The organism is Streptomyces luteireticuli (genome assembly GCF_041519305.1).
In the GTDB taxonomy this organism is placed as follows: Bacteria; Actinomycetota; Actinomycetes; order Streptomycetales; family Streptomycetaceae; genus Streptomyces; species Streptomyces luteireticuli.
Genome location: NZ_CP167927.1, coordinates 4,340,624 through 4,364,750, shown reverse-complemented (window position 1 = coordinate 4,364,750; position 24,127 = coordinate 4,340,624). Strand labels below are relative to the sequence as shown.

The window sequence follows — 24,127 nt, the reverse complement described above, 5'->3', positions numbered from 1 at the left end:
GCTCAGTCGGAGGCCCCTCCGAGAGACCGGCTCCGACCTGCGCAAATGGCGGAAGGCGCCGGTGCGCAGGCGGAACCCCCGGGTTCGTGATCAGTCACACCGGCGTCAACGCCGAGGAAGTTATCCACAGATCTTCTGAGTTTTTCCCCACTGTGGACGAGGGTGTGGATAACCCGGGGGACAACCGCCCCCGGGCGGGAATCCGGGCCCGGATCCCCTACTTCCACTGGGTGGAGACGACGAACCCCGCGGCGATGAAGCCGAAGCCGACCACGATGTTCCAGTTGTGCAGCGACTCGATGGGCATGTCGCTGCCCGTCACATAGAAGATCACGATCCAGGCCAGCCCGATGAGGAACAGCGCCAGCATCACCGGTGCCACCCAGCGCCGTCCGCTGTGCAACTTGATGCTCTGCTGCTTCGCCGGCGGCGGCGTGAAGTCGTCTTTCTTGCGGATCCGTGACTTCGGCACGAGGGACTCTCCTGTCGATGCGCTGCGTGACCGCGCTGGGGGAACAAGGGCTGGTCGGCCGCGCCGGGGAGCGCTTCCTTCCCCCCGGGCGTCCGTTAGCGTAGTGCTTCCGCGGCGCCGGAGAGGACAAGGGTACGTTGAGCAATTCCGCCGACTCCACCAGCGACGCAGGACCCGGCCGCCGTCCCCGGCGGCTGCGCCCGGTGCGACTGCTGACAGCAGCCGTCTTCGCCCTCGCCGGCCTCATCTTCTGGATGAGCTTCAACACGGCCAAGGGCACGAACATCCGCACCGACGCCTCCATGCTCCGGCTCTCCGACCTCATCCGGGAACGCAGCAAGGGCAACGGCGACCTGGAACGCAGCACCGCCGCCCTCCGCTCCCGCGTCGACACCCTGGCCGGGCGGGACGCGGGCTCCGACTCCGCGGAGGCCAGACGGCTGGCCGCGCTGGGCGACGCCGCGGGCACCCGGCCGCTCGACGGCACGGCCCTGACCGTCACCCTCACCGACGCCCCGCCGAACGCCACCGCCAAGATCCCCGGCGTTCCCCAGCCCCAGCCCAACGACCTCGTCATCCACCAGCAGGACCTCCAGGCCGTGGTCAACGCCCTCTGGCGGGGCGGGGCCAAGGGCATCGAGGTGATGGACCAGCGGCTGATCTCCACCAGCGCCGTCCGCTGCGTGGGCAACACCCTCATCCTCCAGGGCCGCGTCTACTCCCCGCCCTACAAGGTGACCGCCGTCGGCGACCGCGGCGCCCTGCGCAAGGCCCTCGACACCGCGCCCGCCGTCCAGAACTACCTCCAGTACGTCCAGGCCTACGGCCTCGGCTGGAAGGTCGAGGACCGCGGCTCGGTGACGCTCCCCGGCTACACCGGAGCGGTGGACCTGCACTACGCCCGCCCCGTGGGCTGACCGGCCCCCGGACGCGGGCCCGGCCCCTTAGTCTGGTGCGGCAAAGACCATCCCCGTCGGCAAGTAGGGACAGCATGTACGTCTGGATCTGGCGTCATCTGCCGGGCAACGCATGGGTGAAGTCGCTGATTTCGCTGGCCCTCGTGCTGGCCGTCGTCTACGCGCTCTTCCAGTACGTCTTCCCCTGGGCCGAACCGCTGCTGCCGTTCAACGACGTGACCGTGGACGACAGCCTGCCGACGCCGGCAACGGAATGGCGGTGACGCGGTGAGCGCGCGCATCCTCGTCGTGGACAACTACGACAGCTTCGTCTTCAACCTCGTCCAGTACCTCTACCAGCTGGGTGCCGAGTGCGAGGTGCGCCGCAACGACGAGGTCCGGCCGGACCACGCGCAGGACGGCTTCGACGGCGTGCTGCTCTCCCCCGGGCCCGGCACCCCCGAGGAGGCCGGGGTCTGCGTGGAGATGGTGCGGCACTGCGCGGCCACCGGCGTGCCGGTGTTCGGCGTCTGCCTGGGCATGCAGTCGATGGCCGTCGCCTACGGAGGCGTCGTCGGCCGGGCCCCCGAACTGCTGCACGGCAAGACCTCGCTCGTGGCCCACGAGGGCGGCGGCGTCTTCCACGGCCTTCCCACGCCCTTCACCGCCACCCGCTACCACTCGCTCGCCGTCGACCCCGAGGGCTGGCCGGACGAGCTGGAGATGACCGCCTGGACCACCCGCCCCGACGGCCGCGGCCGCATCGCCATGGGCCTGCGCCACCGCGATCTGCCGGTCGAGGGCGTGCAGTTCCACCCCGAGTCCGTGCTCACCGAGTGGGGCCACCGGATGCTCGCCAACTGGCTGGTCGCGTGCGGCGATCCGGGGGCGGTGGAACGCTCGGCCGGGCTCGCCCCGGTGGTGGGCAAGGCCGGGGAGTGAACGGGCTGCGCCCCGAGGGGGATCCCCGGCCGGCGGCGCAGCCACAGCCGTACGCCGCGTACGGCACCCCACGGACCCGGGTCGTCCATCAGCCGCTGCCCCCGGAGCAGCCCGTCGACCGCCCGCCGCGGCCGCGCCCCGACGTGCCCGCCCAAGGCCCCGGCGGGGGCCGGGCACAGCGGCGGAAGGCCGCCCGCCGCGCGGCACGCGCCGGGGTGGGCGTGGCCGTCAGCCGGCTGCTGGGCGAAGTGTTCATCACCATCGGCGTGCTGATGCTGCTGTTCGTCGCCTACCAGCTGTGGTGGACCAACGTCATCGCCCAGCAGCAGGCCGGCGGGGCGGCGAGGAGCCTGCGGCACAGCTGGGAGAAGGACGGCGGCCCCGACCGGGACGCGGGGACGTTCTCGCCGGGCGAGGGCTTCGCGATCCTCTACATCCCCGCGCTGGACGTGCGGACGCCGATCGCCGAGGGGACCGGGAAGCACCAGGTCCTCGACCGGGGCATGGTCGGGCACTACGGGGGCGGAACGCTCACGTCCGCGATGCCCTGGGACAAGCGGGGCAACTTCGCGCTGGCGGGCCACCGCAACACCCATGGCGAACCGTTCCGCTACGTCAACCGGCTGCGGCCCGGTGACAAGATCGTGGTGGAGACGCGGAGCAGCTTCTACACCTATGAGATGACGAGCCGCCTTGACCAGACGTCACCCGCGAACGTCGACGTCATCCGCCCCGTGCCCCGGGGTTCGGGCTTCACCGGCCCCGGTCGCTACATCACGCTGACCACCTGCACCCCCGAGTTCACCAGTACGTACCGGATGATCGTGTGGGGCAAGATGGTGGACGAGCGCCCGCGCGGCAGGGGGAAGCCCGACGCGCTCGTCGAACGATGACGGACCGGATGGGCGAGAACAGCGGAACGGGGTACGGGCGGCTGTGACAGTGACCGACGAGCAGACCGAGAGCGCGTCACGGCCCGTGAGCCGGGCTCGGGGGCGGATAGCCACCGCCGTCAGCGTGGTGGGCGAACTGCTGATCACGGCGGGTGTGCTGCTGGCCCTGTTCGTCGTCTACTCGCTGTGGTGGACCAACGTGATAGCCGACCGCGAGGCGGGCAAGCAGGCCGACCGCGTCCGTGAGAACTGGGCCAAGGCCCCCTCCGGCCCGGGGGCGCTGGACACCAAGGACGGCATCGGCTTCCTGCACGTCCCCGCGATGCTGGGCGGCGGCGAGGTGCTGGTGAAGCCCGGCACCGGCAGCAGCGTCCTCAACGAGGGCGTCGCCGGCTACTACCGCAAGCCCGTGAAGTCCGCGATGCCCTGGGACAAGCAGGGCAACGTCACGCTGGCCGCGCACCGGGACGGACACGGCGCCAAGTTCCACAACATCCACAAGATCGAGGACGGGGACCCGGTCGTCTTCGAGACCCGGGACACCTGGTACGTCTACAAGGTCTTCAAGGAGCTCAGGCAGACCTCGCGGTTCAATGTGAAGGTGCTCGACCCGCTCCCGAAGGAGTCGGGGAAGACCCGGCCCGGGCGCTATCTGACGCTGACGACCTGCACGCCGATCTACACCTCGGACTACCGCTACATCGTCTGGGCCGAGCTGGTGCGCACCGAGAAGGTGGACGCGAAGCGGACGCCGCCGAAGGAGCTGCGGGGCTGAGCCCGCAGCTCCTGCCGACGCCCTAGTGGTGGCCTCCTATGAAGCCGCCGAAGACTCCGCCGTCGTCGTTGCCGCCGCTGTCCCCTCCGGTCTGGCCGGTGCTCCCGTCGGCGCCGCCGATGACCCCGCCGGCCTGGGTGGTCAGGTTGACGGTCGAACCCTTCTTGGCCTTGCCGCCCATCGGGGCGGCGGCGGTCACGATCGCCTTGTCGTCCTGAGGACCGGCGAGGACGGCGACCTTGAATCCGGCGTCGGTCAGGGTCTTCTTGGCGTCCTTGAGCTTCATCCCCATGACCTGGGGAACGTCGACGTCCTGCGGTCCCTTGGAGACGTCGAGGGTGACCTGCGACTTGGGTGCCGCGCTGCTGTCGCCCTGAGGGTTCTGGGCGACGACCTTGCCCGCCTCCTCGTTCGAGTCGACGTCCCTGCGCGCCACCTTGAAGCCGTTGTCCTCCAGCTGCTTCTTGGCGTCGTCGTACTTCTGGCCCACGACCGAAGGAACGGCCTTGGTCTGCGGCGCCACGGCCACGGTGAGGGTGATCTCGTCGCCCTTGTTGGCCTTGGCGCCCACCTTCGGGTCCTGGCCGATGACCGTGTTGGGATCGGACTTGTCGGTCTCCTGGGTCTTGCGGCGGACCGTGAAGCCGGCGTCCTCCAACTGCTTCTTCGCGTCGTCGTAGGACAGGGTCATCACGTTCGGCACGTCGATCTTGGCCGGTCCCTTGGAGAGGGACACCTTGATCTCGCCGTTGCGCTGGAGCTTGGCCCCGGGCTTCGGGTCCTGGTCGCAGACCTTGCCCTCGGGCTCGTCGCAGTTGATCGACTTCCCGCTGTCGACCACCTTCAGCTCGACGTTGTTGCCCTGCTCCTGGGCGCTCTTGAGCGTCTCGCCGCGCAGGCTGGGCACGGTGACCTCGTCACCGCCCCCCTTTTCGTTGAACAGCGACTTGCCGATGAAGATCGCCCCGACGAGCACCAGGATGCCCGCGACCACCAGCAGGACCGTCGACAGGCCGCTCTTCTTGCGGCCCCCGCCGTGCCCGCCGGAGTCGCCGCCGTCGCCGTAGCCGTCGTATCCGCCGTAGCCCCCGCCGTCGCGGACCGGCGGGAGCATGGAGGTCTGGCCCGTGGCGTTCGGGTCGTGCTGCTGGCCGTGCGGCCGCAGCATGGCCGTCGGCTGGTCCTCGCCGCCGTAGCCCACCGAGCCCATGGAGCTGTACGCGGACGCGGCGGCCACCGGGCGGCCCTCCAGGGCGGCCTCGATGTCGGCGCGCATCTCGTCGGCGCTCTGGTAGCGGTAGTCGGGGTCCTTGGTCAGCGCCTTGAGGACGATGGCGTCCATCTCCGGCGTGATCTCGGGGTCGAAGGCGCTCGGCGGGTTCGGCTCCTCCCGCACGTGCTGGTAGGCGACCGCGACCGGGGAGTCGCCGATGAACGGCGGCCGCACGGTGAGCAGTTCGTAGAGCAGACAGCCCGTCGAGTACAGGTCGGAGCGGGCGTCGACCTGCTCGCCCTTGGCCTGCTCGGGGGAGAGGTACTGCGCGGTGCCGATCACCGCGGCGGTCTGGGTCATGGTCATGCCGGCGTCGCCCATCGCGCGGGCGATGCCGAAGTCCATGACCTTCACCTGGCCGGTGCGGGTCAGCATGACGTTGGCGGGCTTGATGTCGCGGTGGACGATGCCGGCCCGGTGGGAGTACTCCAGGGCCTGGAGCACACCGATCGTCATCTCCAGCGAGCGCTCGGGGAGCAGCTTGCGGCCGGAGTGGAGCAGCTCGCGCAGGGTCGAACCGTCCACGTACTCCATGACGATGTACGGGATCGAGACGCCGTCCACGTAGTCCTCGCCGGTGTCGTAGACCGCGACGATGGACGGGTGGTTGAGCGAGGCGGCCGACTGGGCCTCACGGCGGAACCGGGCCTGGAAGGACGGGTCGCGGGCGAGGTCCACCCGCAGCGTCTTCACGGCGACGGTGCGGCCGAGCCGGGTGTCGTGGGCGAGGTACACCTCGGCCATACCACCGCGGCCGAGCACCGAGCCCAGCTCGTACCGGCCGCCGAGGCGACGCGGCTCTTCCATAGCTCCAGCCCTTCCGTTCATCCTGACCGCACCGACGTGGGTCCGGCGGTGTGCTGTCCGCGCTTACCGTACCCGGCGGGCCGTACCACTCCCGGGCGCGACCGTCACCCGATATCCGACTGGTACGTGATCCCGTCGGATCACTTCTGCGTCTTGAGCACCGCCTCCATGACGTTCTTGGCGATCGGTGCGGCGAGCTTGCCGCCGGCGATGTCGTCACGCATGGTGTCGGAGCCCTCGATGACCACGGCCACGGCCACCGGCGAGCCGTCGCCCGTCTTCGCGTAGGAGATGAACCAGGCGTACGGGTTCCCGCTGTTGTCCACGCCGTGCTGCGCGGTACCGGTCTTTCCTCCCACCTTGACGTCGTTGATCTTGGCGGCGGTTCCGGTGCCCTCCTCGACGACCGTCTCCATGGCGCTCTGCAGCGACTGCGCGTGCTCGGGGGTGAGCGGGCGGCTCAGCTCCTTGGGCTGGTGCGTCTCGATGACGTTGAGGTTGGGGGCGCGCAGCTTGTCCACCATGTACGGCTCCATGAGCTTGCCGTTGTTGGCGACGGCGGCGGCGACCATGGCCATCTGGAGCGGGGTGGCGCGGTTGGACGCCTGGCCGATGCCGGCCATGGCGTTCTGCGGGCGGTTGTCCTTGGGGTAGACGCTCTTGGTGACGCCGACCGGGGTGGTCAGGTCGTCCTTGTTGAAGCCGAACTTGTTGGCCGTGTCGATCATCTTCTGGTTGCCGACATCGGCGCTGATCTTGCCGAAGACGCTGTTGCACGACCACTGGAGGGCCGCCCGCATCGAGACGTTGTCGCAGGGCATCGTCGTCTCGTTGGGCAGCCGGACGCCCTGGGTGTCCGGAAGGGTCCAGTTCTTGGGCGAGTTGGTCTTCTCGTCGACGTCCTTGTAGAGGCCGCTCTCCAGCGCCGCCGCGGCGGTGACGACCTTGAAGGTCGAGCCGGGCGGGTACGTCTCGCGCAGCGCCCGGTTGAGCATCGGCTTGTTCTTGTCGTCGTTGAGCTTCTTCCACGCGTCGCCGTCGTTGGCGCCCGCGATGGTCGACGGGTCGTACGAGGGGGTGGAGGCCAGCGCGAGGATCTTGCCGGTGCGCGGGTCCAGGGCGGCGACGGCGCCCTTCTTGTCGCCCAGGCCCTTGAAGGCGGCTTCCTGCGCCTTGGCGTTGAGGGTGGTGATCACGTCACCGCCCTTCTTGCCCTTGCCGGTGATCATGTCGATCGTCCGGTTGAAGAACAGCCGGTCGTCGTCGCCCGTGAGGATCTTGTCCTCGACCTTCTCCAGCAGCCCGCCGTCGAAGGCCTGGGAACTCCACCCGGTCACCGGCGCCCACATCGGGCCGTTGATGTAGGAGCGCTTGTACTTGTAGTTGATGCCGTTGACTTCTTTGGAGTCCGTGATCGCCTTGCCGTCGACGATGATGTTGCCGCGCGGCTGGCTGTAACGGGCGATCTGGACCCGGGTGTTGTGCTTGTTGTTCTTGAGCTCGTCGGCCTGGACGAACTGCAGCCAGTTGTCGCGGGCCATCAGCGCGAGGATGAGCAGTCCGCAGAAGATCGCGATCCGGCGCACGGGCTTGTTCACGGGCGGACCACCTGGGTCATCTCGGCGTCGGGGTTGGAGACGGGGGCGGGTGCGGGACGGCGGGCCGCGTCGCTGATCTTCAGCAGGATCGCCACCAGTGCCCAGTTGGCGATCACGGAGGAACCGCCCTGTGCCATGAACGGCATGGTCATGCCGGTCAGCGGGATGAGGCCCATGACGCCGCCGGCCACCACGAAGACCTGGATGGCGAAGGCGCCGGACAGGCCGATGGCGAGCAGCTTGCCGAACGGGTCGCGGGCGGCCAGCGCGGTGCGGACGCCGCGCTCCACGATCAGCCCGTAGATGAGCAGGATGGCCATGACGCCGGCCAGGCCCAGCTCCTCGCCGACGGTGGCGAGGATGAAGTCGGAGTTGGCGGCGAAGCCGATGAGGTCGGAGTTGCCCTGGCCCCAGCCGGAGCCCGCGACGCCGCCCGAACCGAAGGTCATCAGCGCCTTGGCGATCTGCTCGCTGGCCTGGGACTTGCCCCAGCCGGCGAACGGGTCGAGCCAGGCGTCCACCCGGGCCTGGACGTGGCTCTCGAAGGAGGCCACGCCCACCGCGCCGGCCGCCGACATCAGCAGACCGAAGACGATCCAGCTGGTGCGCTCGGTCGCGACGTAGAGCATCACGACGAACATGCCGAAGAACAGCAGCGAGGTGCCGAGGTCGGTCTCGAAGACCAGGATCAGGATGCTGAACGCCCAGACGGCCAGGATCGGGCCCAGGTCACGGCCGCGCGGCAGGTACATCCCCATGAAGCGGCGGCTGGCCAGGGCCAGCGCGTCCCGCTTGACCATGAGGTAACCGGCGAAGAACACCGCCAGCACGATCTTGGCGAACTCACCGGGCTGGAGCGTGCCCAGGCCCGGGATGGTCACCCAGATCCGGGCGCCGTAGACGGCCGGGAAGAACATCGGCGAGATCAGCAGGGCCAGCGCCACGGCCATCGAGATGTAGGTGTAGCGCTGGAGGATGCGGTGGTCCTTGAGGAAGATCACCACGCCCACGAACAGGGCGATGCCCAGCGCCGAGAACAGCAGCTGGTTGGTGGCCGCGGGGGCGAAGGTCTTGGACGACTGGAGCCGTGGCGACTGGTCCAGCCGCCAGATGATCACCAGGCCCAGTCCGTTGAGGACCGTGGCCAGCGGCAGCAGCAGCGGGTCGGCGTACTTGGCGTACTTCCGCATCACCAGATGCCCGACGCCGGCCAGCAGGCCGAGCCCGAGCCCGTAGCCGAGCATGCCGGAGGGCATCGTGCCGTCCAGGGCCAGGCCCACGTTGGCGTACGCGAAGCAGGGGAGGATGACGGCGAAGGCGAGCAGCAGCAACTCGGTGTTGCGCCGGCTCGGCTGGCCCGCCGTACTGACGGTGGTGGTGGCGGTGGTGTTCGGCATGGGTGAGATGGCTGACATGTCGCGGGTCCCCTACAGCCTTATTGCTGGGAGCCGTTGCACTGCTGAGCCACTTTCTGCTCTTCCTCGCTGAGGGTGGGACCGGGGGTCGGCACGGACTGGAGGGCGACCGAGGTCCCGCCGTTCGCGGCCCCGGTGGGCTTGCCGTTCTCGGGCTTCCGGCCGTCCGGCTGCTGTGTGTCCGGCTTCTGGCTCTCGCGCTGACGCCGTTCGGCCTTCTGCTGTTCGTCCTTCTTCTTGCAGGCGCTGGCCAGCGTGCCCAGGTCCTTGACCTTCTGCACGGCCTGGTCCCGGCTGCCGACCGCGATCGTGTCCTCGACCCGGCCCCGCTGGTCCACGGGGAGGTACTTGAGTTCGATCTCGGGGTGGTCCTGGTACAGCCTGCTGAGGCTGATCCAGGCGAGGTCCTGGTTGATGCCCTGGTAGAGGGCGACGTGGGTGTTGTCCTTGGCGCCGACGTAGTACTGCGTCTGCGTCCACTGGTAGCCGCCGTAGAGGCCGCCGCCGACGACGCCGAGCACCACGGCGATGATCAGCGACCGCTTGATCCAGCCGCCGCGGCGGGGCGGGCGGGCCTGCTCGACGCCGTCGTCGTCGTACTCGTCGTGGAACGCGCCGAACGCGCCGTCCGGGGCGTCGCCCACGGCCGGGCCGCTGCCGGGCGGGCCGAAGCCGCCGGACGGACCTGGCGGGGGCGGGGTGCGGCCCAGCTCGGACGCGCGTCCGGCCGGGGTCTGCATGGCGCCCAGGTGGCCCAGGGGGAACTGGTTCTCGGCGACCGCGCCGACGACCACGGGGGTGTCGGTGAACTGCTGGGCCGCGAGGGTGTCCCCGCCGTCCACGTCCAGCACATCCGCGACGATCACGGTGACGTTGTCCGGACCGCCGCCGCGCAGGGCGAGCTCGATCAGCTCCTGGACCGTCTCCTGCGGGCCCTGGTAGCTGGCCAGCCGCTCCTCGATGGTCTCGTGGCTGACGACGCCGGAGAGGCCGTCGGAGCAGATCAGATAGCGGTCGCCGGCCCGCACCTCGCGGATCGACAGATCGGGCTCGACGTGGTCCCCGCTGCCCAGCGCGCGCATCAGCAGCGAGCGCTGCGGGTGCGTGGTGGCCTCCTCCTCGGTGATCCGGCCCTCGTCGACGAGCCGCTGGACCCAGGTGTGGTCCTGGGTGATCTGGGTGAGGACGCCGTCGCGCAGCAGATACGCGCGGGAGTCGCCGACGTGCACCAGGCCGAGCCGCTGGCCCGTCCACAGCAGGGCGGTGAGCGTGGTGCCCATGCCCTCCAGCTGCGGGTCCTCCTCGACCATCGAGCGCAGCTGTTCGTTGGCGCGGTGGACGGCGGTGCCGAGGGAGGTGAGGATGTCGGACCCCGGGACGTCGTCGTCCAGGCTCACCAGGGTGGAGATCACCTCGGAGCTGGCCACCTCGCCCGCGGCCTGGCCGCCCATGCCGTCGGCGATGGCGAGCAGCCGGGGGCCGGCGTAACCGGAGTCCTCGTTGCCTTCCCGGATCATGCCCTTGTGGGATCCGGCGGCGAAACGCAGCGACAGACTCATGCGCACCTCGCCAGTCGGCTCCGGGTACAGCCCCTTGCCCACCTCGATGCCCACCCTCCGGTCGTCATGGTCCTACTACTTCCGCAGCTCGATGACGGTCTTGCCGATGCGGATCGGCGCGCCGAGCGGGATCGGGGTCGGGGTGGTCAGCCGGGTCCGGTCGAGATAGGTGCCGTTGGTCGAGCTGAGGTCCTCGACGATCCATCGGCCGTCGCGGTCCGGGTAGATCCTGGCATGCCGGCTGGAGGCGTAGTCGTCATCCAGCACGATCGTCGAGTCGTGGGCCCGGCCGAGGGTGATGGTCTGGCCCTGCAGGGCCACGGTGGTGCCGGTGAGCGTGCCCTCCGAGATCACCAGCTTGGTGGGCGCCCCGCGGCGGCCGCGGCTCTCGCCGCGGCCGGCCCCGCGCCGGCCGCCGGTCTGCTGGCGCTGCGGCGGCGGTGCGGCCTGCTGGGCCGCCCGCTGTGCCGGGCGTCCTTCGCCGCCGCGGCGCGAGCCGCGCGCGGTCACCCGGGTGCCGAACAGGTCGCTGCGGATGACCTGGACGGCCACGATGACGAACAGCCACAGTACGGCGAGGAAACCCAACCGCATGACCGTGAGGGTCAGCTCTGACATTGCCCCCGCTTCACCCTTCGGCTTGCCGGTAAACGATGGTGGTGCTGCCCACGACGATGCGTGAGCCGTCGCGGAGCGTAGCGTGCGTGGTGTGCTGCCCGTCCACGACGATGCCGTTGGTGGAGCCCAGGTCCTGGACGGTCGCGGGAGTGCCGACGCGGATCTCGCAGTGCCGGCGGGAGACGCCGGGGTCGTCGATCCGTACGTCGGCCTCGGTGCTGCGGCCCAGCACCAGGGTGGACCGGGAGATCTGGTGGCGGGTGCCGTTGATCTCGATCCAGCGGCGCATGCGCTCTCCCGCGCCGGCACCCGGCCCGCCCGCGCGGGGCTGGGGACGGGCCGCGCCGGGCGGCGGGGCCGAGGGCATGGGCGGGGCGCCGGCCGGCCGCTCCGGGTAGCCGCCGCCCTGGGGGGCGGGGGAGGCGCCGCGGGGGGCACCGCCGAAGGTCGGCTGCTGGGGCGCGTGCCCCTGGTATCCCTGCGGTTCCTGGGACTCGCTGGACGCCAGGGTGCGGCTGCGCACCCGGTACAGCCCGGTGTCGAGGTCGTCCGCCTTCTCCAGGTGGACCTTGATGGTCCCCATGAAGGTGTACCGCTGCTGCTTGGCGTAGTCGCGGACCATGCCGGCCAGCTCGTCGCCGAGCTGGCCGGAGTACGGGCTGAGCCGCTCGAAGTCCGGGGCGCTCAGCTCCACGATGAAGTCGTTGGGAACGACCGTGCGGTCACGGTTCCAGATGGTGGCGTTGTTGTCGCACTCCCGCTGGAGTGCGCCCGCGATCTCGACGGGCTGCACCTCGGACTTGAACACCTTGGCAAAGGTGCCGTTCACGAGACCTTCGAGTCGCTGCTCGAAACGCTTCAGTACTCCCACGGGGCACCTCCTTCCCTCGGTGACGCCTGTGATGCTCGGTGCCGTTCCTGATACTGCTTACTGATCGTATCCACGCGCCGGGAAAACGGCTGGTTCCCCTTCGGCGCCAGGAGTGATGAGTGTCGCCTACGCGCTGCCTCCGCGCTCCCTCACCGCTCCTCACCCGGATCGTAGAGCCGCCGGAGAGCCAGTGTCGCGCAACCGGCGGGGTCCCCGCGGACGCCCGGGGGGCCTCCCGGGGGCCCTCGGCGGATCACGGGTGTGAAGGCACCCTCCAGGGCGTGCTAATGTTCTGCATGTCGGAAGGCGGACGCACCGCGAAACGGACGAAAGTCCGGTAGGGGAGCGGAAGCCGGAGGACACACCCAATGCGCGGGTGGCGGAATAGGCAGACGCGCTGGATTCAGGTTCCAGTGCCCGCAAGGGCGTGGGGGTTCAACTCCCCCCTCGCGCACAGTGAGAACGGGCCCCGTCGTGAAAACGACGGGGCCCGTTTCGTCATGCCCGGCCGCCGGCGCGGTGTGCCGTATCTCTCAGCCCTCCCCCGTGGAGGGCTTTTTGCGTGTTCGGGTCAATCCCGGGCGGATCCCGAGGCGTTGTAGCGCAGCAGGTAGGACGCGAAGCGGGCCAGGTCGTCCTCGTCCCAGTCGGCGAGGCGCTCCTCGAAGGCGGTGCGGCGGCTGGCCGCGACCTGGTCGAGGACCGCGGTGCCGCGGTCGGTGAGGTGCAGCACCTGGACCCGCTGGTCCTGCGGGTCGGTGCGGCGCTCGACGAAACCGAGCCGCTCCAGGGCGGCGACCTGCCGGCTGACCGTGGACTTGTCGAGCAGGTAGTGCGCCGCGAGGTCGGTGGCGCGGCATCCCTGCTGGTCCTGGAGGTGGGCGAGGAGGGTGTACGAGACGAGCGAGAGCTCGGGGTGGAGCTGCGCGGCGGCGGCGCGGGCCCGGCGGGCGAAGGCGGTCAGTTCGCGCTGGATGGTGTCCAGGGAATCGGCTCGGTGCGGCACGAGGGTTTCCTTCCGTCGCTTTGGTTGTATAGTACAACTTGATAGAGAGTTGTATAAGCCAACCATCCTGGAGAGGGGTGCCCATGAGGCCCGCGACGCGCAGCGCGCTCCGGCACGTGCTGACCCACCTGCTCACCCCGTTGCTGATGTGCGTCGGCATGGGACTCGCCTACCTCGGCGCCTTCGCCCAGCCGGCACCGCACGAGCTGCCGGTGGCGGTCGTCGGCTCCGGCCCGCGCGCCGAGCACCTGGCGGCGGCGATCGGTGAGAAGGCGGGCGACAAGCTGTCCGTCCGCACCGTGGCGGACCGGGACGCGGCGGTGCGGGCGCTGGAGCACCAGGACGTCTTCGGGGCGTATGTGCCGGACCGGCGCGCGCCCGAGCTGCTGGTGGCCACGGCCGGGTCGGACACCACGGCCTCGGCCGTGCAGAAGGTGTTCACCCCGGTCGCCGCGCGCCAGGGCGCCCCGCTGAAGGTGACCGACGTCGTCCCGCCCGCCGAGGACGACCCGACCGGGCAGGGCATCTTCTTCCTGCTCGTCGCGCTGAGCATCGGCTCCTACGCCTCGGTCGCCGTGATCGGCGGGGCCGGCGGGGCGCTGCCGCTGAAGGTGCGGGCGGCGCTGGCCGCCGCTGTCTCGCTGGTGGTGAGCCTGATCGGGACCGCGCTGGCCGGGCCCGTCTTCCACCTCGTCGAGCACGGGCTGTGGGGGACGTGGGGCCTGGCGTGGATCTACTCGGCGGGCGTGCTGTTCGTCGGTACCGGGCTGCACACCTTCCTCAAGCGGTGGACGACGCTGGGCGTCATGGTGCTGTTCGTCATGCTGAACTTCACCAGCTCCGGCGGGGTCTTCCGGCCCGAGCTCCAGAACGGCTTCTTCAGGTGGCTGCACGGTTTCTGGAACGGCGCCGGCTTCGTCGAGGGCACGCGCAGCCATGTGTACTTCGGTGGCAACGGGCTCGGTGGGCACGTGGGGACGCTGGTGGCGTGGCTCGCGGTCGGCCTGGTGGTGCTGGGTGCCGCGTGGGCCGTGGAGCGGCGGGGACGCGCGGTGGCCGCGAAGGCGGCCGAGGCCGAGGAGGAGATGGAGGAGGCCGTCGGCGTCTGAGTCGTCCGGCGTCCGAGCCGTAGGCTGGGCGGGTGACGAATCCGGAGACCGAAGTTCCGTCGGAGCCCGGCACCGAGCGGCTGGAGCACGCCGTACGGACGGCCGAGCAGGCGCTGATCGAGTTCGAGATCGCCGTGGAGACCTTCCGGGTGGAGGTGGAGAACTTCTCCCGCCTGCACCACCACCGGCTCGGGCCCCTCTACGCGCGGCTGGAGGAGCTGGACGCGCTGATCGCCGAGGCCGTCGCGGCGCGCTCCGGCGACCCGGAGGACCTGCGGCGGGCCCGGGAGGCGCGGGCGCTGGTCCAGCCGATGCCCGGGGTGCAGGACCTCTTCGGGGGCTGGCTGGACTCGGAGGGGCTCCCGCCCGAGGCGTCGGCGATGCTCACCGGGCAGCAGGTCCGCCCGCCGCAGCGGGTGCGGCCCGGCGACGGGGCCCGCAAGGCGTACCGCGAGCTCGTCCGCCGCGCCCATCCCGACCTGGCGCCGGACGAGGGCGACCGGCGGCGGCGCGAGTCCTTCATGGTGCGCGTCAACGCGGCGTACGCGGCGGGGGACGAGGCGCTCCTGGGGGAGCTGGCCGAGGAGTGGGCCGCGGGGCCCGTCCCCGACCGGCGGCGGCCGAGCCGCGCCGAGGAACTCTATGCGCGGCTGGAATGGCTGGCCCGGCGCAAGGAGATGCTCTCGGCCACGGCCGCGGAGCTGGAGGCGTCCGCGATCGGCTCGATGATCAAAATGGCGCCGGACGACCCGGACGGGCTGCTGGAGGAGGTCGCGGGCGGGCTGCTGACGCAGATCACCGAGCGCGAGGCCCGGCTGGCGGAGCTGGCCGGGCAGCAGTTCGGGTAGCGTCGGACGCATGACTTTCGGATCCAGTGTGCCCACGGTCAGCGTCGACGATCTCTCGGCGGACGACCTCCTGCTCGACGTGCGCGAGAACGACGAGTGGGAGGCGGGGCATGCGGAGGGTGCGGTGCACGTTCCGATGAGCGACTTCGCCGTGCGGTACGGAGAGATGTCGGACACGTTGGACGACGGGCGGCGGGTGAATGTGATCTGCCGGTCCGGCGGACGGTCGGCGCAGGTCACCGCGTACCTGCTGCAGCAGGGCCTCGACGCGGCGAACGTGGCGGGCGGGATGGAGGCCTGGGCCGCGGCGGGGCGTGCGGTGGTCGGCGCGGGTGGCGCGCCGGGTGCCGTGATCTGAGGTGATGCGCTCCGGACGGGCTGGAGCAGCCCGTCCGGTGGATCAACTCCTCAGCGGTCGAAGTCCAGTTCCACTCGCTCCGTCGTCGGGTGGGACTGGCACGCCAGGACGTAGCCGGACTCCAACTCCTCCTGCTCCAGTGCGAAGTTGCGGTCCATTTGGACCTCGCCCGTGACGAGGAACGCCCGGCACGTCCCGCAGACACCGCCCTTGCACGCGTACGGAGCATCGGGGCGGTTGCGGAGGACCGCCTCCAGCAGGGACTCCCCGTCCCGGACGGGCCAGGTGCCGCCCCGGCCGTGGAGGGTCGCGGAGACCGTGCTGTGCGCGGGGGCCGCGGGGGGCGGGGTGCGCGGTGCCCCCGCGTCCTCGACATGGAAGATCTCCTCGTGGATCCGCGGGCGCGCGACACCCAGGCCGCGCAGGGCCCGTTCGGCACCCATGACCAGCCCGTGCGGGCCGCAGAGGAACCAGCCGTCCACCGCCGCCACCGGGAGCAGCGCCGGGAGCAGGGCGGTCAGCCGCTCCTCGTCGAGGCGGCCGGACGCCGGGCCCGCCTGCTGCTCCTCGCGGGAGAGGGTCTGGACGACCTGGAGCCGGTCCGGATAGCGGTCCTTGAGGTCGGCGACCTCCTCCAGGAACATCGTGGACGCGGTCGTGCGGTCGCTGCGCAGCAGCGTGAACCGGGCCGCCGGCTCGCGGGCGAGCAGGGTGTCGGCGATGCACAGGACGGGGGTGATCCCGCTGCCGCCCACGATCGCCGCGAAGTGCCCGGGCCGCGGCTCCAGGACGAAGCGGCCGACCGGTGTCATCACGTCCAGCACGTCGCCGACGGCCAGTTCCTTGAACGCGTAGGTCGAGAACGCGCCGCCGTCCACCAGCCGGACGCCCACGCGCAGCGTCCGCGGTCCCCCGTCGCCGGGCGCGGGCGCGCGGCCGCAGAGGGAGTAGGTGCGCCGCACCTCGGTGCCCTCGGCCCGGCGGCGCAGGGTCAGGTGCTGGCCGGGCGCGTGGCGGAAGTCCTCGCGCAGCTGCTCGGGCACCTCGAAGGTGAGGGCGACCGAGTCGTCGGTGAGCGGGTCGACGGCCGCGATCCGCAGGGGGTGGAAGACGCCGTGGCGGGCCGCTGCCATCACAACTCCTTGAAGTGGTCGAAGGGTTCGCGGCATGCCTCGCAGCGGCGCAGGGCCTTGCAGGCGGTGGAGGAGAAGCGGCTGAGCAGCGTGGTGTCGGCGGAGCCGCAGTGCGGGCAGCGGACGGGCTCCGCCGGGGCCTCGGGGGGCGTGGCGCGCCGGGTGGGGCCCAGCTCCACGGCGACCGGTCCCCCCGCCCCGGGGCGGGGCGGCGCGATGCCGGACGCGGCCAGTTTGCGGCGTCCTTCGGCCGTGATGTCGTCCGTGGACCAGGCGGGGGAGAGCACGGTGCGCACGGACACCTCGGCCTGCCCGTGCTCGTGCAGGACGCGCTCGATGTCGGCGGACATGGCCTCGACGGCGGGGCAGCCGGTGTAGGTGGGGGTGAGCTCCACCTCGACCCGGCCGGGGCCGGTGACGCGCAGGTCGCGCAGGACTCCGAGCTCGGCCAGGGTGATCATGGGCAGTTCGGGGTCCGGGACGGCCCCGGCCAGTGCGCGGAGCCGCTCCTCCAGGGGCGTCGGGGCCGTCACCATGTCGCCCCCGGGTGGCTGCGGTGCAGGTGCTGCATCTCGGCGAGCATGCGGCCGAAGGGCTCGGTGTGGACGCCCTGGCGGCCGCCGCCCGCCGCCCAGGCCACCGACTGCGGTCCGGCGGGCGTCTCCAGGGTCGCCCGTCCCAGCACGTCCGTGACCAGAGAGGTCCAACTGGCCCGGAGGGAAGGCCAGTCGATCTCCGGGAGGCCCTCGACCGGCCGGGACAGCTCGCCGGTGTAGCGCCAGAGGCCGTCTACGGCCCGCTGCATCCGTTCGTGGCTCTCCGCGGTGCCGTCGCCGAGCCGCAGGGTCCACTGCTCGGCGTGGTCGCGGTGGTAGGCGGTCTCCTTGACGGCCTTGGCCGCCAGGGGGGAGAACGGGCCGTCGGCGACCGCGAGTTGGCCGTACAGCAGGTGCTGGTGGGTGGAGAAGAAGAGCTGGCGGGCGATGGTGGTGGCGAAGTCCCCGTTGGGCTGCTCGACCAACTGCACATTGCGGAAGGCGCGTTCGTCGCGGAGGTAGGCCAGCTCGTCCTCGTCGCCCGCGAGGGAGAGCAGGGTGCGGGCCTGGCCCAGCAGGTCGAGCGCGATGTTGGCGAGGGCGACCTCCTCCTCCAGGACGGGCGCCCGGCCGGCCCACTCCCCCAGCCGGTGGGAGAGGACCAGGGCGTCGTCGCCGAGTGCGAGGGCGGCCGCGGTCGGTACGGGGCTCACGGGCGGTACGGGGGTCACAGGTGCCGCACCCCTTCGGGGATCTCGTAGAAGGTGGGGTGGCGGTACGCCTTGTCCGCGGCGGGCTCGAAGAACGGGTCCTTCTCGTCCGGCGAGGAGGCGGTGATCGCCGCCGAGGGCACGACCCAGATCGAGACGCCCTCGTTGCGCCGGGTGTAGAGGTCGCGCGCGTTGCGCAGGGCCAGCTGGGCGTCCGGGGCGTGGAGGCTGCCGGCGTGGGTGTGCGCGAGGCCGCGCCTGCTGCGCACGAACACCTCCCACAGGGGCCAGTCGGTGCCGGTCATGCGCTTGCCTCCGGGTGCTCGGTGCGGTCGGTGTGCTCGGGGGCGCTGTGCTTCGCCGCGTGCGCCAGGGCCGCCTCGCGGACCCAGGCGCCGTCCTCGTGGGCCTTCCGGCGCCGGTCGAGCCGCTGTTCGTTGCACGGGCCGTTGCCGCGGAGGACCTGGTGGAACTCGTCCCAGTCGATGGGGCCGAAGTCGTGGTGGCCGCGCTCCTCGTTCCACCGGAGGGCGGGGTCCGGGAGGGTCAGGCCGAGGGACTCGGCCTGGGGGACGCAGATGTCGACGAAGCGCTGGCGCAGCTCGTCGTTGGAGTGCCGCTTGATCTTCCAGGCCATCGACTGGGCGGAGTGCGCGGACTCGTCGTCCGGCGGGCCGAACATCATCAGGGACGGCCACCACCAGCGGTCCACGGCGTCCTGCGCCATCGCGTGCTGGGCCTCGGTGCCCCGGCTGAGGGCGAGCAGCAGCTCGTAGCCCTGGCGCTGGTGGAAGGACTCCTCCTTGCAGATGCGGACCATGGCCCGTGCGTACGGGCCGTAGGAACAGCGGCACAGCGGGACCTGGTTGGTGATCGCCGCGCCGTCCACGAGCCAGCCGATGGCGCCGACGTCCGCCCAGGTCAGGGTGGGGTAGTTGAAGATCGAGGAGTACTTCTGGCGGCCGGAGTGGAGCTTGTCGAGCAGCTCGTCGCGGCCGGTGCCGAGGGTCTCGGCGGCGCTGTAGAGGTAGAGGCCGTGGCCGGCCTCGTCCTGCACCTTGGCCATGAGGATGGCCTTGCGCCGCAGCGAGGGGGCCCTGGTGATCCAGTTGGCCTCGGGCTGCATGCCGATGATCTCGGAGTGCGCGTGCTGGGCCATCTGCCGGACCAGGGTGGCGCGGTAGGCGTCCGGCATCCAGTCGCGCGGCTCGATGCGCTCGTCGGCGGCGACCGCCGCGTCGAACACGGCTTCCAGGGCCGACGGGTCCGTCGTCTCCACCGTCTCCGGTGCTGCCGTCGTCATGCGATGCCCCCTCCGGTGAGGTCCGGTGCGAACGGGCGCGGTCCCGCCGCGAGACCGGGAAGGGCGGGGCCGCTGCCGGGCGAGGCTTCCGGCCACCGACCGACCGATCGTTCGGTTCAATGGTGGGGCGGCCCCGGAGAGGTGTCAAGCCTGTGGATAACCGCCTGTGGACGACGAGGCGACGACGAGGTGTAGGCGGGGGCGACGGCGGAGCCGCGGCGGGCGAGGGCGGCTATAGCGCACGCCACGGCATGCTCGGGTCTTCCGGCCGCTGCGCCGCCGGAGCCGCCTCGGTACCGTTCGCATGCGGTCGCGCACGGCCGCGGTGGCGCACGGCGGCAGGGCCTGCGGAGGACGACGGTGGATCGGGGCGTGATGGAAACGGACGACGGACACGAGCGGGGGGCGGGAGCGGCCGCGCCCGTGGCGCTGTCCCGGCCCGCGCGCCGGATCGTCGCGCTGGGCGCCGTGGTCGTCGCCCTGGTCGCCACGGTACATCTGGTGATCATGTTCTTGCATGTGGCGCCGCTGAACACGGTCAGCAAGCAGCACGCTGCGACCATAGGTGACTACGTTCTGCCCGAGTTCGAGCAGAACTGGAAGTTCTTCGCCCCCAACCCGCTGCAGCAGAACATCGCCGTCCAGGTGCGCGCGCAGGTGACCGGCCCGGACGGCAAGGTCCGGATCACCCCCTGGACCGACCTCTCCGCCCAGGACGGTGCCGCCATCCTCCACAACCCCCTCCCCAGTCACACACAGCAGAACGCGCTGCGCCGCGCCTGGGACTTCTACGGCAACACCCATGACGACCGGGGGCAGGCCACGGGCATGCGCGGCGACCTCTCCGAGGAGTACCTGCGACGGCTCGCGGTCTCCCGGCTCGACCTCGACCGCGACGGGACCCGGCTGCACCGCGTCCAGCTGCGGTCCGTGACCACGAGCGTCACCCCGCCGCCGTGGGCCGCGGGGCAGCCCGCCGCGAAGCCGGCCTACCGTGAGCTGGGCTGGTGGCAGGTCACCGCGTCCGACCTGGGCGTGGTGAGGTCCTGGTGAGCGCCGCAACCTGGCGCAGGACCTGCGCCGACGCCTTCGCCCGGGTCACCGGGTCCTCCCTCGGCCCGTACCAGACGGCCGTGATCCGCATCGGCCTCTCCTTCACCTGGCTGTTCTTCCTGGTGCGCGAGTGGTTCAACAGCCAGGAGCTGTACGGGCCGGACGCACCGTGGAGCTGGGAGCTGGCCCGCCGGCTGATCGCCGACAACCATGCGTTCACCGTGCTCATGTGGTCCGGCGAGGACTGGTGGTTCAAGCTCGTCTACCTCCTCGCCATGGCCTCCGCGCTGCTGTTCATGCTCGGCTGGCGGACCCGGACGATGTCCGTGCTCTACATGATCGGCGTGCTGTCGCTGCAGAACCGCAGCGTCTTCGTGGGCGACGGCGGGGACAACGTCCTCCATCTCATGGCGATCTACACGGTGTTCACGCGATGCGGTCAGGTGTGGTCGCTGGACGCACGGCGGTTGGCCAGAGAGGGGCGGAGTGCGGACGATCCGCGTCGGGACCTGGCCGGGATCGTGCTCTGGGCGGTCTGCGGGGCCGGGCTCGTCGCGGCGACGGTCCTCGCCGATCCCGCGCTGACGTGGACGGACCACGGGCCCGTTCCCGGCATCGGCTGGGGCACTGCGCTGTGGGCGGTGTGGCTGCTGCACGGGGTGTGGTGGCTGGTGCGGCTCCGGGACGGTCTCGCGGGCGGCGAGGTGCGGGCGGTCATGGCCGCGTTCGGTCATCTCCTGCACAATGCCGCGCTGTTGGTGATCATGGGCGAGGTCTGTCTGATCTACGGGGCGGCCGGCTGGTACAAGATCCAGGGCTCGCTCTGGCAGGACGGCACCGCGCTCTACTACCCCCTGCACCTCGACTACTTCTCGCCCTGGCCCGCGCTCTCGCACGCGCTCGCGGCCAGCGGGGTCGTCGTGCTGCTGCTCAGCTACGGCACGGTGGCCGTGCAGGCGGCTTTCCCCTTCACCCTGCTCAACCGCAGGGTGAAGAACGCCCTGCTGCTACTGATGATGGTCGAGCACGTGGGCATCGCGGTGCTGCTGGGGCTGCCGTTCTTCTCGCTGGTGATGATCTTCGCGGACGCGGTGTTCCTGCCGACGAACTGGCTGCGGAAAGCGGGAGATCTTGTGGCGGGCCGGATGCGGTGGGTCGCCTCGCGGGTGCCCGTGCGCGTTCCCGTACAGCGGGGCGGTACGGCCGCGGCCGAGGAGGAGCCGATGCGTCAGCAGGTGGGGGCGGAGTGAGCGCCCGGGCCTTCTGCCCAGGTCAGGGCCTTAGGGTGGGGGCATGACCGAGGACGCGACCGGTATCGCCGTGCGGCAGTGGGGCGAGCTGGCCCCGTCGGCCGTGCTGCTCGACGGATTCCATGCGCTCAAGCACGCGCTGCGGTTCGGGGCCGAGGTGGGCCCCGTCGTCACCAGCGACCGGGACGGGGTGCTGGAACTGGCCGGGCGGCTTGCTCCGGACGTCTCGGGGGCGCTCTCCGCGCTGATGGTGGAGGTGGACCGGGCGGTCCTGCGCTCGCTGGTGCCCCGGGGGCACACGACGGAGGTCGCCGGCCTGGCGGTGCGGCCCGCGCGTCGCACGAACCTCGGCGTTCTGGCGGCCCGGCCGCGGCGTGCCCCGGTCGTCGTCCTCGACAACCCGCGGAACCTGGGGAACGTGGGGGCCGTGGTGCGGCTGGCCGCGGGGTTCGGAGTGACCGGGGTCGTCACCACCGGGGACCTCGACCCATGGCACCAGAACGCCGTACGGGCAGGGGCGGGGCTGCACTTCGCGACGGCGGTGGAACGGGTGTTCTCGGAGGCGGTGCCGGAGGGACCGATGTTCGCGCTGGACGCGGACGGGGACGACATCCGGTCGGTGGCCCTTCCCGATGACGCGGTGCTGGTGTTCGGGTCCGAACGGCACGGGGTGTCGGAGGAGTTGCGGGGGCGGGCGGACCGGGTGGTCTCGTTGCCGATGCGGGCGGGGGTGTCGAGTTTCAACCTCGCCACGAGTGTGGGGATGGCGTTGTTCCACTGGGGCGGGCCGGCGTAGGGGGATTTGCCCCTGTCCCGCCCTTTCACCGTTTCTTCGCGCTCCCGCGCGGGGCAACGCGGCTGCGCCGCGTTCGTCCTCAAACGCCCGGACGGGCTGAAAAATCAGCCCGCCCGGGCGTTGTCCCCTCACGCCTCCCGCCGTACCTCCACCACCCTGAACCGCCCCGCCACGAACGCCCCGTCGCACAGCGCCGCGTTCGCCGACGGGTTGCCGCCCGTGCCGTGGTAGTCGGAGAACGCCGCCGTCTGGTTGACGTACACGCCGCCGGTGAGGTTGAGGGAGAGCTGGGCGGACTCGTCCAGGCAGGCCTGTTCGACGAGTTGCTCCGCCTCTGCGGAGGTCGTGTACGCGCCGACCGTCATCGCGCCCTTCTCGCGGATCGTCCGGCGCAGCAGGTCCACCGCGTCCGCCGTGGAGTCCACGGCCACCGCGAAGGAGACCGGGCCGAAGCACTCGGAGAAGTACGCCGCCTCGGCGTCCGGCTTGGCGCCGTCGAGCTTGACGACGACCGGGGTGCGGACGGTCGCGTCCGGGAAGTCGGGGTTGGCCACCGTCCGCGAGGCGAGGGCGAGTTCGCCGATCCGGCCGGCCGCGTCGATGCGCTCCTTGACCTGGTCGTTGACGATCGCGCCGAGGAGGGCGTTGGCACGGTCGTCGTCGCCCAGCAACTTCTCCACGGCGGTGGCGAGATCGGCCACCACCTCGTCGTACGTCTTGTGGCCGGCGTCCGTCGCGATGCCGCCGCGCGGGATCAGCAGGTTCTGCGGGGTGGTGCACATCTGGCCGCTGTAGAGGGAGAGCGAGAAGGCCAGGTTGGAGAGCATGCCCCGGTAGTCGGCGGTGGAGTCGACGACGATCGTGTTGACGCCGGCCTTCTCCGTGTACACCTGCGCCTGGCGGGCGTTGGCCTCCAGCCAGTCGCCGAAGGCGGTGGATCCGGTGTAGTCGATGATCCGGACATCGGGGTGCACGGCGAGGGTCCTGGCGATGCCCTCGCCGTCCCGCTCGGCGGCGAGCGCCACCAGGTCGGGGGAGAACCCGGCCTCGCCCAGCACCTCGCGCGCGATGCGCACGGTCAGGGCGAGCGGCAGGACGGCGCGCGGGTGCGGCTTGACCAGGACGGGGTTGCCGGTGGCGAGCGAGGCGAACAGACCCGGGTAGCCGTTCCAGGTGGGGAAGGTGTTGCAGCCGATGACGAGGGCGATGCCGCGCGCCGCCGCGGTGAACTCCTTGGCCATCTTCAGCGGTTCGCGTTTGCCCTGTGGCTTGACCCACTCCGCCGTCCGCTCGGCCTCGGCCTGGGCGGCGTAGGCATAGGTGACGGCCTCCAGCCCCCGGTCCTGCGCGTGCGGCCCGCCGGCCTGGAACGCCATCATGAACGCCTGGCCGCTGGTGTGCATGACGGCGTGCGCCAGCTCGTGCGTCCGGGAGTTGATCCGCTTCAGGATCTCCAGACAGACCAGAGCCCGGGTGCGCGGACCCGCCTCGCGCCAGGGGCGCATCGCCGTGCGCATCGCGGGGAGCAGCACCGCGATGTCCGCGTGCGGGTACTCGATGCCCAGCCGGGGGCCGTAGGGCGAGACCTCGGAGCCCGTCCAGCCGTCCGTGCCGGGCTGGTCGAGCTCGAACCGGCGCCCGCGCAGGGCCTCGAAGGCGGCCCGGCCCGCGGCCGCGTCCAGCGAGCCGTTCTCCCCGTACGCCTTGGGGTGTTCGGGGTGCGGCGACCAGTAGGCGCGGGTGCGGATGGCGTCGAGGGCCGCATCGAGCGTGGCGGCGTGCCTCTCGGTCAACTGGTCGGTGGTGAGTGCGGCAGTCACGGCTGACCAACTCCTCGTCGGGCGGAACTCGGATGCGGCTGGTGCTGATGCGGCTGATGTGGCTGGTGCATGGCGCCGGGCGCGCA

General features: G+C 71.2%; 25 protein-coding genes and 1 tRNA gene. 12 read left to right on the top strand and 14 right to left on the bottom strand.

Translation table 11 applies throughout. The features are described 5' to 3' along the window. Positions 1–217: 217 nt before the first annotated feature. Positions 218–472 carry a cell division protein CrgA gene (crgA, locus tag AB8735_RS19380; RefSeq protein ID WP_344028596.1) on the bottom strand — a complete coding sequence of 85 codons (255 nt, stop codon included), beginning with the start codon at positions 470–472 and terminating at the stop codon, positions 218–220. Between the two features lie 137 nt (positions 473–609). Between crgA and AB8735_RS19375 the strand changes: the two genes are divergently transcribed. The 5 genes from AB8735_RS19375 (at position 610) to AB8735_RS19355 (ending at position 3,978) form a co-directional block, all read left to right on the top strand. Then, the gene (locus AB8735_RS19375) at positions 610–1,389 is read left to right on the top strand and encodes a DUF881 domain-containing protein (protein WP_344028592.1); all 780 of its coding nucleotides are present in this window, start codon (positions 610–612) and stop codon (positions 1,387–1,389) included. Positions 1,390–1,463: 74 nt separating this feature from the next. Continuing rightward, the gene (locus tag AB8735_RS19370) at positions 1,464–1,652 is read left to right on the top strand and encodes a hypothetical protein (RefSeq protein ID WP_344028589.1); all 189 of its coding nucleotides are present in this window, start codon (positions 1,464–1,466) and stop codon (positions 1,650–1,652) included. Between the two features lie 4 nt (positions 1,653–1,656). After that, positions 1,657–2,310, top strand: coding sequence for an aminodeoxychorismate/anthranilate synthase component II (locus tag AB8735_RS19365; protein WP_372408604.1), 654 nt, complete (start codon positions 1,657–1,659; stop codon positions 2,308–2,310). Next, entirely contained in the window at positions 2,307–3,203 is an 897-nt protein-coding gene (locus tag AB8735_RS19360) for a class E sortase (protein WP_372408603.1), read from the top strand. Before AB8735_RS19365 ends, AB8735_RS19360 begins: the two co-directional genes overlap by 4 nt. Before the next feature lie 85 nt (positions 3,204–3,288). After that, positions 3,289–3,978 carry a class E sortase gene (locus tag AB8735_RS19355; protein WP_344029035.1) on the top strand — a complete coding sequence of 230 codons (690 nt, stop codon included), beginning with the start codon at positions 3,289–3,291 and terminating at the stop codon, positions 3,976–3,978. A 22-nt stretch (positions 3,979–4,000) separates the two neighbouring features. Here the strand turns inward: AB8735_RS19355 and pknB are convergent, their stop codons facing one another. The 6 genes from pknB to AB8735_RS19325 all read right to left on the bottom strand — a co-directional run bounded on the left by pknB (position 4,001) and on the right by AB8735_RS19325 (position 12,119). After that, a complete protein-coding gene (pknB, locus tag AB8735_RS19350) occupies positions 4,001–6,058 on the bottom strand; it encodes a Stk1 family PASTA domain-containing Ser/Thr kinase (protein WP_372408602.1) in 2,058 nt (685 codons plus the stop codon). Between the two features lie 140 nt (positions 6,059–6,198). Further along, entirely contained in the window at positions 6,199–7,656 is a 1,458-nt protein-coding gene (locus AB8735_RS19345) for a peptidoglycan D,D-transpeptidase FtsI family protein (protein ID WP_372408601.1), read from the bottom strand. Further along, entirely contained in the window at positions 7,653–9,053 is a 1,401-nt protein-coding gene (locus tag AB8735_RS19340; protein WP_344028577.1) for an FtsW/RodA/SpoVE family cell cycle protein, read from the bottom strand. Before AB8735_RS19340 ends, AB8735_RS19345 begins: the two co-directional genes overlap by 4 nt. A gap of 38 nt (positions 9,054–9,091) precedes the next feature. Further along, a complete protein-coding gene (locus AB8735_RS19335; protein WP_372411876.1) occupies positions 9,092–10,630 on the bottom strand; it encodes a Stp1/IreP family PP2C-type Ser/Thr phosphatase in 1,539 nt (512 codons plus the stop codon). Positions 10,631–10,705: 75 nt separating this feature from the next. Further along, entirely contained in the window at positions 10,706–11,248 is a 543-nt protein-coding gene (locus tag AB8735_RS19330; protein ID WP_344028575.1) for an FHA domain-containing protein, read from the bottom strand. 10 nt (positions 11,249–11,258) lie between these two features. Next, the gene (locus tag AB8735_RS19325) at positions 11,259–12,119 is read right to left on the bottom strand and encodes a DUF3662 and FHA domain-containing protein (RefSeq protein ID WP_344028572.1); all 861 of its coding nucleotides are present in this window, start codon (positions 12,117–12,119) and stop codon (positions 11,259–11,261) included. Between the two features lie 370 nt (positions 12,120–12,489). On the opposite strand from AB8735_RS19325, the gene AB8735_RS19320 reads away from it, so the two are divergent. Further along, positions 12,490–12,573: transfer RNA gene (locus AB8735_RS19320), tRNA-Leu, on the top strand. A 117-nt stretch (positions 12,574–12,690) separates the two neighbouring features. On the opposite strand, the gene AB8735_RS19315 is transcribed toward AB8735_RS19320, so the two are convergent. Next, complete coding sequence (locus AB8735_RS19315) at positions 12,691–13,125, bottom strand: MarR family winged helix-turn-helix transcriptional regulator (protein WP_372408600.1); 435 nt, start codon at positions 13,123–13,125, stop codon at positions 12,691–12,693. A gap of 83 nt (positions 13,126–13,208) precedes the next feature. Between AB8735_RS19315 and AB8735_RS19310 the strand changes: the two genes are divergently transcribed. From AB8735_RS19310 to AB8735_RS19300, 3 genes are read left to right on the top strand one after another with little or no spacing between them, the layout of a single operon-like run. Then, positions 13,209–14,234 carry a hypothetical protein gene (locus AB8735_RS19310; protein ID WP_344028566.1) on the top strand — a complete coding sequence of 342 codons (1,026 nt, stop codon included), beginning with the start codon at positions 13,209–13,211 and terminating at the stop codon, positions 14,232–14,234. A 32-nt stretch (positions 14,235–14,266) separates the two neighbouring features. After that, entirely contained in the window at positions 14,267–15,082 is an 816-nt protein-coding gene (locus tag AB8735_RS19305; RefSeq protein ID WP_344028564.1) for a J domain-containing protein, read from the top strand. Positions 15,083–15,092: 10 nt separating this feature from the next. After that, positions 15,093–15,440 carry a rhodanese-like domain-containing protein gene (locus tag AB8735_RS19300; protein WP_344028559.1) on the top strand — a complete coding sequence of 116 codons (348 nt, stop codon included), beginning with the start codon at positions 15,093–15,095 and terminating at the stop codon, positions 15,438–15,440. A gap of 50 nt (positions 15,441–15,490) precedes the next feature. On the opposite strand, the gene AB8735_RS19295 is transcribed toward AB8735_RS19300, so the two are convergent. The 5 genes from AB8735_RS19295 to paaA are packed head-to-tail and all read right to left on the bottom strand — an operon-like array spanning position 15,491 to position 19,122. Further along, the gene (locus AB8735_RS19295; protein WP_344028555.1) at positions 15,491–16,573 is read right to left on the bottom strand and encodes a 2Fe-2S iron-sulfur cluster-binding protein; all 1,083 of its coding nucleotides are present in this window, start codon (positions 16,571–16,573) and stop codon (positions 15,491–15,493) included. Beyond that, a complete protein-coding gene (gene paaD / locus AB8735_RS19290) occupies positions 16,573–17,109 on the bottom strand; it encodes a 1,2-phenylacetyl-CoA epoxidase subunit PaaD (protein WP_344028552.1) in 537 nt (178 codons plus the stop codon). The genes AB8735_RS19295 and paaD overlap by 1 nt, the downstream gene beginning before the upstream one ends. Continuing rightward, positions 17,103–17,822: a 1,2-phenylacetyl-CoA epoxidase subunit PaaC gene (gene paaC / locus AB8735_RS19285; RefSeq protein ID WP_372408599.1), complete on the bottom strand. Its 720-nt coding sequence runs from the start codon at positions 17,820–17,822 to the stop codon at positions 17,103–17,105. Before paaC ends, paaD begins: the two co-directional genes overlap by 7 nt. A gap of 14 nt (positions 17,823–17,836) precedes the next feature. Further along, entirely contained in the window at positions 17,837–18,124 is a 288-nt protein-coding gene (gene paaB / locus AB8735_RS19280; RefSeq protein ID WP_344028548.1) for a 1,2-phenylacetyl-CoA epoxidase subunit PaaB, read from the bottom strand. Then, positions 18,121–19,122, bottom strand: a complete 1,002-nt coding sequence (paaA, locus tag AB8735_RS19275; RefSeq protein ID WP_344028545.1) for a 1,2-phenylacetyl-CoA epoxidase subunit PaaA — start codon at positions 19,120–19,122, stop codon at positions 18,121–18,123. The genes paaB and paaA overlap by 4 nt, the downstream gene beginning before the upstream one ends. A gap of 375 nt (positions 19,123–19,497) precedes the next feature. On the opposite strand from paaA, the gene AB8735_RS19270 reads away from it, so the two are divergent. The 3 genes from AB8735_RS19270 to AB8735_RS19260 are packed head-to-tail and all read left to right on the top strand — an operon-like array spanning position 19,498 to position 22,221. Continuing rightward, positions 19,498–20,175, top strand: coding sequence for a DUF5819 family protein (locus tag AB8735_RS19270; protein ID WP_344029028.1), 678 nt, complete (start codon positions 19,498–19,500; stop codon positions 20,173–20,175). Next, positions 20,172–21,425, top strand: a complete 1,254-nt coding sequence (locus AB8735_RS19265; protein WP_344028542.1) for an HTTM domain-containing protein — start codon at positions 20,172–20,174, stop codon at positions 21,423–21,425. Before AB8735_RS19270 ends, AB8735_RS19265 begins: the two co-directional genes overlap by 4 nt. Positions 21,426–21,468: 43 nt before the next feature. Then, entirely contained in the window at positions 21,469–22,221 is a 753-nt protein-coding gene (locus AB8735_RS19260; RefSeq protein ID WP_372408598.1) for a TrmH family RNA methyltransferase, read from the top strand. Between the two features lie 128 nt (positions 22,222–22,349). On the opposite strand, the gene paaN is transcribed toward AB8735_RS19260, so the two are convergent. Next, the gene (paaN, locus tag AB8735_RS19255) at positions 22,350–24,041 is read right to left on the bottom strand and encodes a phenylacetic acid degradation protein PaaN (protein WP_372408597.1); all 1,692 of its coding nucleotides are present in this window, start codon (positions 24,039–24,041) and stop codon (positions 22,350–22,352) included. Positions 24,042–24,127: the final 86 nt, after the last annotated feature.